This is a genomic window from Pseudooceanicola pacificus, from assembly GCF_009789075.1.
GTDB classification, from domain to species: Bacteria; Pseudomonadota; Alphaproteobacteria; order Rhodobacterales; family Rhodobacteraceae; genus Pseudooceanicola; species Pseudooceanicola pacificus.
This window is the reverse complement of the sequence record NZ_WNXQ01000001.1, coordinates 521,420-528,725: the sequence shown is the minus strand read 5'-3', so window position 1 is coordinate 528,725 and position 7,306 is coordinate 521,420. Positions and strand designations below refer to the sequence as shown.

Below are 7,306 nucleotides of genomic sequence, written 5' to 3'. Positions count from 1 at the left end.
GCGACATGACCGACGAGACCGCACCCGAGGACAACCGCCGCGTCCGGCTGGACACGTCACAATTGAAGAGTTCGTACTGCAACGTCTGCAACGCCACCTCGACGCGCGAGGAGGTGGTGCTGAACTTCGGCCTCAACCAAAGCTGGGACAGGGCCGACGGCGAACTCGACATTCAGCTCCACCATCGCGTTATCCTGTCGCCACATGCGGCGGCGAAACTGAAATCGGTGCTCGACGAACTGATGTCGGAATACGAAGGTCGCTACGGAAAGCTGGAGGGCTAGGCGACGGTGGACGGCAGGCTGGATACGGGCACCCAAAGTGCCGACGCCCCTGCCGCGGCCACCGCGACCGACCCCTGGCGTGCTTTTCTCAACCCCGGGGACGGTGCGGATTTCCTGGCGGGCTGGCTGGCCATTGCCGCCGGGCGGATCGCCGAGGCGCAGGCCGCCGTGCTGTTCCTGCGCGGCGATGCGGGGCGGATGGGCCCGGCCGCGCGATGGAACCTGCCCGAAGAGATCCCCCAGCCCTATGTCACCGTCGCCGAGGCCCTGCTGCGCCGTCCCGAGCCGCTGATCGATCACCACGAAGGCGTGACCCTGCTGGGATACCCGATCGAAGCGGGGGCCGAACTGCAGGGCGTGCTGGTCCTGGCCCTGCGGGACCGCCCGGATGGCGCCGCCTTTCGCCGCATCATGCGCGATCTGCACTGGTCGGCCGGCTGGATCGAGGCGCGGCTGTGGCAGGGGCAGGCCGCGCTTGGCCGCAAACAGGCCGACAGCGCGCATCTGCTGACCCGGCTGCTGGCCGCAACCGACGGTCACGTCCGGTTCGACGGTGCCGCCCTGTCGCTGGTCAACGCGATCCCCGAGGTCACCGGCTTTGACGCCGCCGCCCTGGGCATGGTCCGCCGCGGCCGTGTCCGGCTGGAGGCATTGAGCCGCGTGGCCGCCTTTGGCCGCCGCACCGAACGGGTCGCGGCGCATGAGGCCGCGATGGACGAGGCGCTGGCGCAGGGCGAGGCCGTGGTCTGGCCCGCCCCGCCAGAAGGCCGCCGCATGATCGACGCCGCGCATCGCGCCCTTGGCCGTACGCTGGGGTCCGGTGCCGTGGTCTCGGCCCCGCTGCTGGTTAGGGGGCAGGTCGTCGGCGTCCTGACCCTGCAACGCGGCAGGGGCGAGGACGAGTCGCTGGTGCTGGCCGCGGATGCGGTGGACGACCTGCGGCTGGTCGCCTCGGCCCTCGCGCCGCTGCTCAAGGCGAAATACGACGAAAGGCGGCTGGTCTCGGGCCGCCTGCGGGACTGGGCCGGGCGCGGGCTGACGGCCGTGCTGGGCCGCCGCCCCGCGATCACGCTGGGGGCCATCGTGCTGGCCGTGGCGCTGGCCGTGCCCTTTCTGGTGCCGGCCGAACTGCGCATCCGCGCCGATGCGACGGTCGAGGGCGCGATGCAGCAGGCCGCCGTTGCCCCCGCCGACGGGTTCATCGCCGAGGCGCCGGTGCGCGCCGGGGCCGAGGTCACGCGGGGCATGCTGCTGGCCCGGCTCGACGACCGCGATCTGGAACTGGAGGCCGCCGCCAACGACGCCCGCGTCGACCAGGCCCGCCAGTCCCTGCGCGAGGCGCTGTCGATCGGCGACCGGGCCAAGGCCGCCGTCGCCAATGCCGATCTGGCCGAGGCGCTGGCCGCCGCCGACCTGACCCGCGCGCGGCTGGACCGGCTGGAGATCACCGCGCCGATCGACGGGCTGGTCGTTTCGGGCGACCTGAGCCAGCGCATCGGCTCTCCGGTCACACGCGGCGACACATTGTTCGAGATCGCCCGCCAGGACGGATGGCGCCTGCGCATCGACGTCAGCGAATACGACCTGGCGCTGATCGCGCCCGGCCAGACCGGCCGCGCCGTGATGCCCGGCCTGGCCGCAACGCCGGTGCCCTTCGAGATCACCGCCGTCGCTTCGGTGTCAGATCCCGGGGAGGGCGAAAACCGGTTTCGGGTCGAGGCGCGCGTGCTGGACGCCCCGCCCGCCATACGCCCGGGTCTGCAGGGCACCGCCAAGGTTTCCGTGGGCGACAGCTCGCTGGCCTGGGCCTGGGCGCGCAGCAGCGTCATCCGCCTGCGCCTGCTGTGGTGGAGGCTGCTGCCGTGACCACCGAAAGCCACAGCGCGCAGGACTGGTATCGCGTCGCGCAGGCCCGTCCCCGGCTGCGGCGCGAGGCGACGGTGCGCCGGCATCTCTACCTAGGGCGCCCGTGGTACATCCTGTCGGACCAAACGGGAACGAAGGTCCACCGCCTGACGCCCGCCGCGCAAGAGATCGCGGGGCGGCTCGACGGCGCAACGACGGTGGAGTCGATCTGGCAGCAGGTGGCCGCCGATCTCGGCCCCGATGCGCCCACGCAGGACGAGGTGATCCAGCTGCTCACGCAGCTCCACCAGGCCGATCTGCTGGACAGTGCCGAAACGCCCCTGCTGGCCGACCTGCTGGAGCGGCGCGACAAGGACCGCGTCCAGCTGTGGCGCAAGATGCTGATGAACCCGCTGTCGATCACCCTGCCGCTGCTGGACCCGGACCGGTTCCTGCAGGTGCTCTGCCGGGTGATGGGCGTGGTGCCGCGCCCCGCCTGGTGGCTGGCGGCGCTGGCGCTGATGCTCTGGGCGCTGGTCCGGTTGCCCCTGCACTGGCAGGCGCTGGCGAACCGGGGGCTGGAGGGTTTCCTGGACCTCGAAAACCTGGGCCTGATTGCGCTGGTCTACCCGGTGGTCAAGGCGCTGCACGAGATCGGCCACGGCGTCGCCGCCCGATCCCGCGGCGGCGAGGTGCACGAGATGGGGCTGATGTTCATCGCTTTCTATCCGCTGCCGTATGTAGAGGCGTCCTCCTCCCTCGCCTTCCCGTCGAAATGGGACCGCGCCGCCGTCGCCGCCGCCGGGGTGGTGGTCGAGCTGACCATCGCCTCGGCGGCCTTCCTGCTCTGGACGGTGGCCGAGCCGGGGCTGGTGCGCACGATCCTGTTCAACACGATGGTCGTCTCGGGCCTGTCGACGCTGGCGGTCAACGGCAACCCGCTGATGAAATTCGACGGCTACCACGTGATGTGCGACCTGATCGAGATCCCGAACCTGTCCAAACGCGGCAATGCCTGGTGGGGCGAACAGTTGCGCGTCCGCCTGCTGGGCACCGCCGAACGGCCCCGCGCCCGGATGCGGACCGTGGCATGGGAAAGGTGGTGGTTCCTGCTCTACCCGCCGCTGGCCTTCGTCTATCGCATCTGGATCTCGCTGACGATCGCCCTCTTCGTGGCGGGAACATACCGTGCCGTAGGGGTTTTGCTGGCCATCTGGTCGCTGGTCCTGACCTTTGCCTGGCCCGCCGCCAAGGTTGCTCACCAGGCCCTGACCGACCAGCGAATCCGCCGGGCGGGGCCACGGGCCCTGGCCGGGGCGGGCGGGGCCGGTCTGGTGCTTGCGCTGGTGTTCCTGGCCCTTCCGCTGCCGCATCATGCGATGGTGCAGGGCGTGACATGGCTGCCGCAAGAGGCCTTCCTGCGCGCGCCCCAGCCCGGTCGCGTGATCGCCGCACGCGCGGCGGACGGCGCCGAGGTGAGCGCTGGCACGCCGCTTTTCACCTTCGACGCGCCCGAGCTGCTGGCCGAGGCGCGGATCGGCGAGGCCCGTCTGATCCGGGCCGAGGCCGAATTCGCCGAGGCCCGCACCACAGACCGGGCCAGCGCCGAACGTCTGCGCGCCCGCATCGCCGAGGCGCGCGCCGCACGTGACACCGCCGCCGCCAACCTCGCCGATCTGGATCTGCGGGCGGGCATCGCGGGGCGGCTGGACTTGCCCGACACGACCGATCCGCTGGGCCGCTTCTACCGGCGGGGCGAGGTGATCGGCCATGTCCTGCCCGGAACACCGCCCCTGATCCGGCTGGTCGTGCCGCAGGACCTCGCCGAACTGATCCGCTCGGAAACGCGGGCGGTGGATGTCCGGCTGGCCTCGGATCTGTCGCACCGGCTCGGGGCGCGGATCGTGCGCGCGGTGCCGGCGGGCGAGGACCAGTTGCCCTCGGCCGTGCTGTCGCTCGACGGCGGCGGGCCCTACGCGACCGTCCCGGGGGACGAACTGCGCAGCGTGACCCGCCTGTTCCAGCTCGACCTCGCGCTGGAAGAGCAGCCCGCCGTTCCGCACTACGGCATGCGCGCCCATGTGCGTCTGACCTTTGCGCCCAAGCCGCTGGCGGTGCGGGCGGCACGGGCGCTGCGGAACCTGTTCCTGGATGCCTTCGATGTCTGACCTGGCGCGGCATTGGCTGGTCGCGGACCGCGCCGATACGGCCGAACCGGAGCGCCGCCGCAAGGCCGCCCGCCGGTCGGACGAACTGGTCGGCGCGGCCCTGTCCCGCCTGCGCCGCGCAACCTACGGTCCCGGATGGATGACGCGGTGGGAAACCCGGCAGGTGCTGCGCGAGGGCACCCGGCTGAGCGCGCTGGACGATGACGCGCTGGCGGCCCTCGTGCGCGATCAGGCCCCCGCGCTGCTGCGGCACGGATTTCGCGGGCGGCCGTTCCGGCTGGCCACGGCGGGGATCCGCGAGATGTCGCATCGCAGGCTGGGCCTGCGGCATCACCCGGTTCAGGTGACCGGCGGCATGGCCCTGGCCCGGGGCCGCATTGTCGAGATGGCGACCGGCGAGGGCAAGACGATCACCACGCTGATCCCTGCCGTGCTGGTCGCGCTGGTCGGCGTTCCGGTGCATGTGATCACCGTCAACCGCTACCTGGCGACGCGCGACGCCGCCACCCTGGCCCCGGTGCTGGAGGCCTTCGGACTGAGCCACGGCGTCATCACCGAAGAGACAGAGCATCACCTGCGCCCCGGCATCTATGACAGCGACGTGGTCTTTTCGACCAATTCGGATATCGCCTTTGACTACCTGCGGGACCGTATTGCCCTGGGGCAGGACCGGTCGGCGCTGGCCACGCTGTCGCGCCGGATGCTGGCGGCGGGCGGCGGGCGGGATGCGCGGCGGATCGTGACGCGGGGGCTGGGTTTTGCGGTGGTGGACGAGGTCGACAGCATCCTGATCGACGAGGCGCAGACCCCGCTGATCATCACCGCCGAACGCCCCGGCGATCCCGATGCCGTTGTCGCCGAAGACGCCATGCTGGCCCTCGCCGCCACGCTGGAGGAAGGGCCGGACTTCCGGCTGGACCGCCGTCACCGCCAGGTCCGCCTGATGCCGCGGGCCGAGGATGTGCTGGCCGGTTTCCTGCCCCCGGTCCCGTCGCTGGAACCCGAACCCGCCCGGCGCGAGGCATTGGCGCAGGCGCTGTCGGCGTTGCATCTCTACCTGCGGGACGAGCATTACATCGTCACCGACGAGGGCGTTGCCATTGTCGACGAATTCACGGGCCGGGTGATGCCCGACCGCCAGTGGCAATCCGGCCTGCACCAGATGATCGAGGCCAAGGAACGCGCCGACCGGTCGGGTCGCCGCGAGACATTGGCGCAGATCACCTATCAGACGTTCTTTGGCCGCTACCTGTGGTTTGCCGGCATGACCGGCACCGCGGCCGAGGTCGCGCGGGAGCTGCGGCTGACCCATGACCGCGCCGTGTTCCGCGTGCCGACCCACCGCCGGGTGCGGCGGCGGCTCTGGCGGACGCGGTTCCATGCGGGCTCGGCGGCGCGGTGGCGGGCGGTGGTGCGCGCGGCCCTGCGCCAGTCGCGGCGGGGCCGTCCGGTGCTGATCGGCACGCGGTCGGTTTCGGCGTCGGAGCTGGTGGCCGAACGCCTGCGTATGGAGGGCGCGGAGCCGGTGGTGCTGAACGCCCGGCAGGATGCCGACGAGGCCGGTATCGTGGCCGCCGCGGGCCAGCCCGGGCGGATCACCGTGGCAACGAACATGGCCGGACGCGGCACCGACATTCCGGTCTCGGCCGAGGTCGAGGCGCAGGGCGGGCTGCACGTGATCCTGACGGAATTCCACGGCTCGGCCCGGATCGACCGGCAGCTGATCGGGCGCACCGCGCGGCAGGGGCAGCGCGGGACTTCGCAGGCCTTTGTCGCGCTGGACGATCCGCTGTTCGCCGACAACCTGCCCGGACTGGTGCGCATGGTCCAGCGCCTGACACCGGGATACGGCGGCCCACTGCCCGCCGCGCTGGCCGAGCTGATGCGCAATCTGGCGCAGGGCCGGGCCGAGCGGCGGGGGCGGTCGCGCCGATCCCAGACGGTGCAGCGGGCGCGGCGTCAGGAAAAGGCGCTTGGCTTTCGTCCCGACAATATCTGAGCGGCGCACTGTCATCTGCCCGTGACCTGCCGCGCCTATGGCACAGGCATCGACAACTCGACACATGAGGATGACATGACCGCTCCCGTCATTGGCGCCGCGCTTGGCACGGCCGACCTGGAAACCTATCGCGACTGGATCCTGGAAAAGAACCGCGACCTGGAACTGCAGGCCTTTCACGCCCCCGAGGCGCTGGATGGCGACTGGGGCCCCGAGGCGGACCACACCCGCAAGCTGCTGGACGGCTACACCGGACGGCTGGGTATCCACGGGCCGTTCTGGGGCTTTTCGATTTCCTCGCCCGATCCGGAAATCCGCAAGGTGATCGCAAAGCGCATGGACCAGGGGCTGGACATCTGCGCCGCCGTGGGCGCCACGCAGATGGTGATCCATTCGCCCTATACCACATGGGATTACAACAACCTGGACGACAAGCCCGGCGCGCGCGAGCGGGTGATCGAATGCAGCCACGGCTCCATCGGCGCGGCGGTGAAACGGGCCGAGGATCAGGGCGTGGTGCTGGTGCTGGAGACGATCCAGGACATCGACCCGCAGGACCGGCGGGTGCTGGCGGACAGCTTTGACTCCGAGGCGCTGCGCCTGTCGATCGACACCGGCCATGTGCACTACGCCTGCGGCAGCACCGGTGCCCCGCCGGTGGATTACTTCGTCCGCGCCGCCGGCGACTGGTTGCACCACGTTCACCTGCAGGATGCCGACGGCTATGCCGACCGGCACTGGGCCATCGGCGAGGGCACGATCCTGTGGCCGTCCGTGTTCCGCGCCCTGGGCGAGATCGAGGCCAGCCCGCGCCTGATCCTGGAACTGCGCGACAAGGCAGGCATCCCGGCCTCGATGCGCTACCTCGAAGGGCTTGGGCTGGGCCAGTAACCCGCAGTCGATGACCGACATTCAGACCCGCCCGATTGACCTTCGGGCGGGTCTTTTCCTTTCGTCAAACGCCCCGACTGGCCATTCGCACCCGTCTTTCACACACCCGGCCCGGGGCT

The 7,306-nt window shown here is 71.0% G+C and carries 5 protein-coding genes; all 5 read left to right on the top strand.

Annotated elements, in window-relative coordinates:
* Positions 1 to 5 precede the first annotated feature (5 nt).
* The 5 genes from GLS40_RS02460 to GLS40_RS02440 all read left to right on the top strand — a co-directional run bounded on the left by GLS40_RS02460 (position 6) and on the right by GLS40_RS02440 (position 7,187).
* Positions 6 to 284, top strand: a complete 279-nt coding sequence (locus GLS40_RS02460) for a DUF3467 domain-containing protein (RefSeq protein ID WP_160381006.1) — start codon at positions 6 to 8, stop codon at positions 282 to 284.
* 6 nt (positions 285 to 290) lie between these two features.
* Positions 291 to 2,150 carry an HlyD family efflux transporter periplasmic adaptor subunit gene (locus GLS40_RS02455; protein WP_160381005.1) on the top strand — a complete coding sequence of 620 codons (1,860 nt, stop codon included), beginning with the start codon at positions 291 to 293 and terminating at the stop codon, positions 2,148 to 2,150.
* On the top strand, positions 2,147 to 4,297 hold the full coding sequence (locus tag GLS40_RS02450) for a PqqD family peptide modification chaperone (RefSeq protein WP_160381004.1): 2,151 nt from the start codon (positions 2,147 to 2,149) through the stop codon (positions 4,295 to 4,297). The genes GLS40_RS02455 and GLS40_RS02450 overlap by 4 nt, the downstream gene beginning before the upstream one ends.
* Positions 4,290 to 6,296 carry a preprotein translocase subunit SecA gene (locus GLS40_RS02445; RefSeq protein ID WP_160381003.1) on the top strand — a complete coding sequence of 669 codons (2,007 nt, stop codon included), beginning with the start codon at positions 4,290 to 4,292 and terminating at the stop codon, positions 6,294 to 6,296. Before GLS40_RS02450 ends, GLS40_RS02445 begins: the two co-directional genes overlap by 8 nt.
* 75 nt (positions 6,297 to 6,371) lie before the next feature.
* The gene (locus tag GLS40_RS02440) at positions 6,372 to 7,187 is read left to right on the top strand and encodes a sugar phosphate isomerase/epimerase family protein (RefSeq protein ID WP_160381002.1); all 816 of its coding nucleotides are present in this window, start codon (positions 6,372 to 6,374) and stop codon (positions 7,185 to 7,187) included.
* Positions 7,188 to 7,306 lie beyond the last annotated feature (119 nt).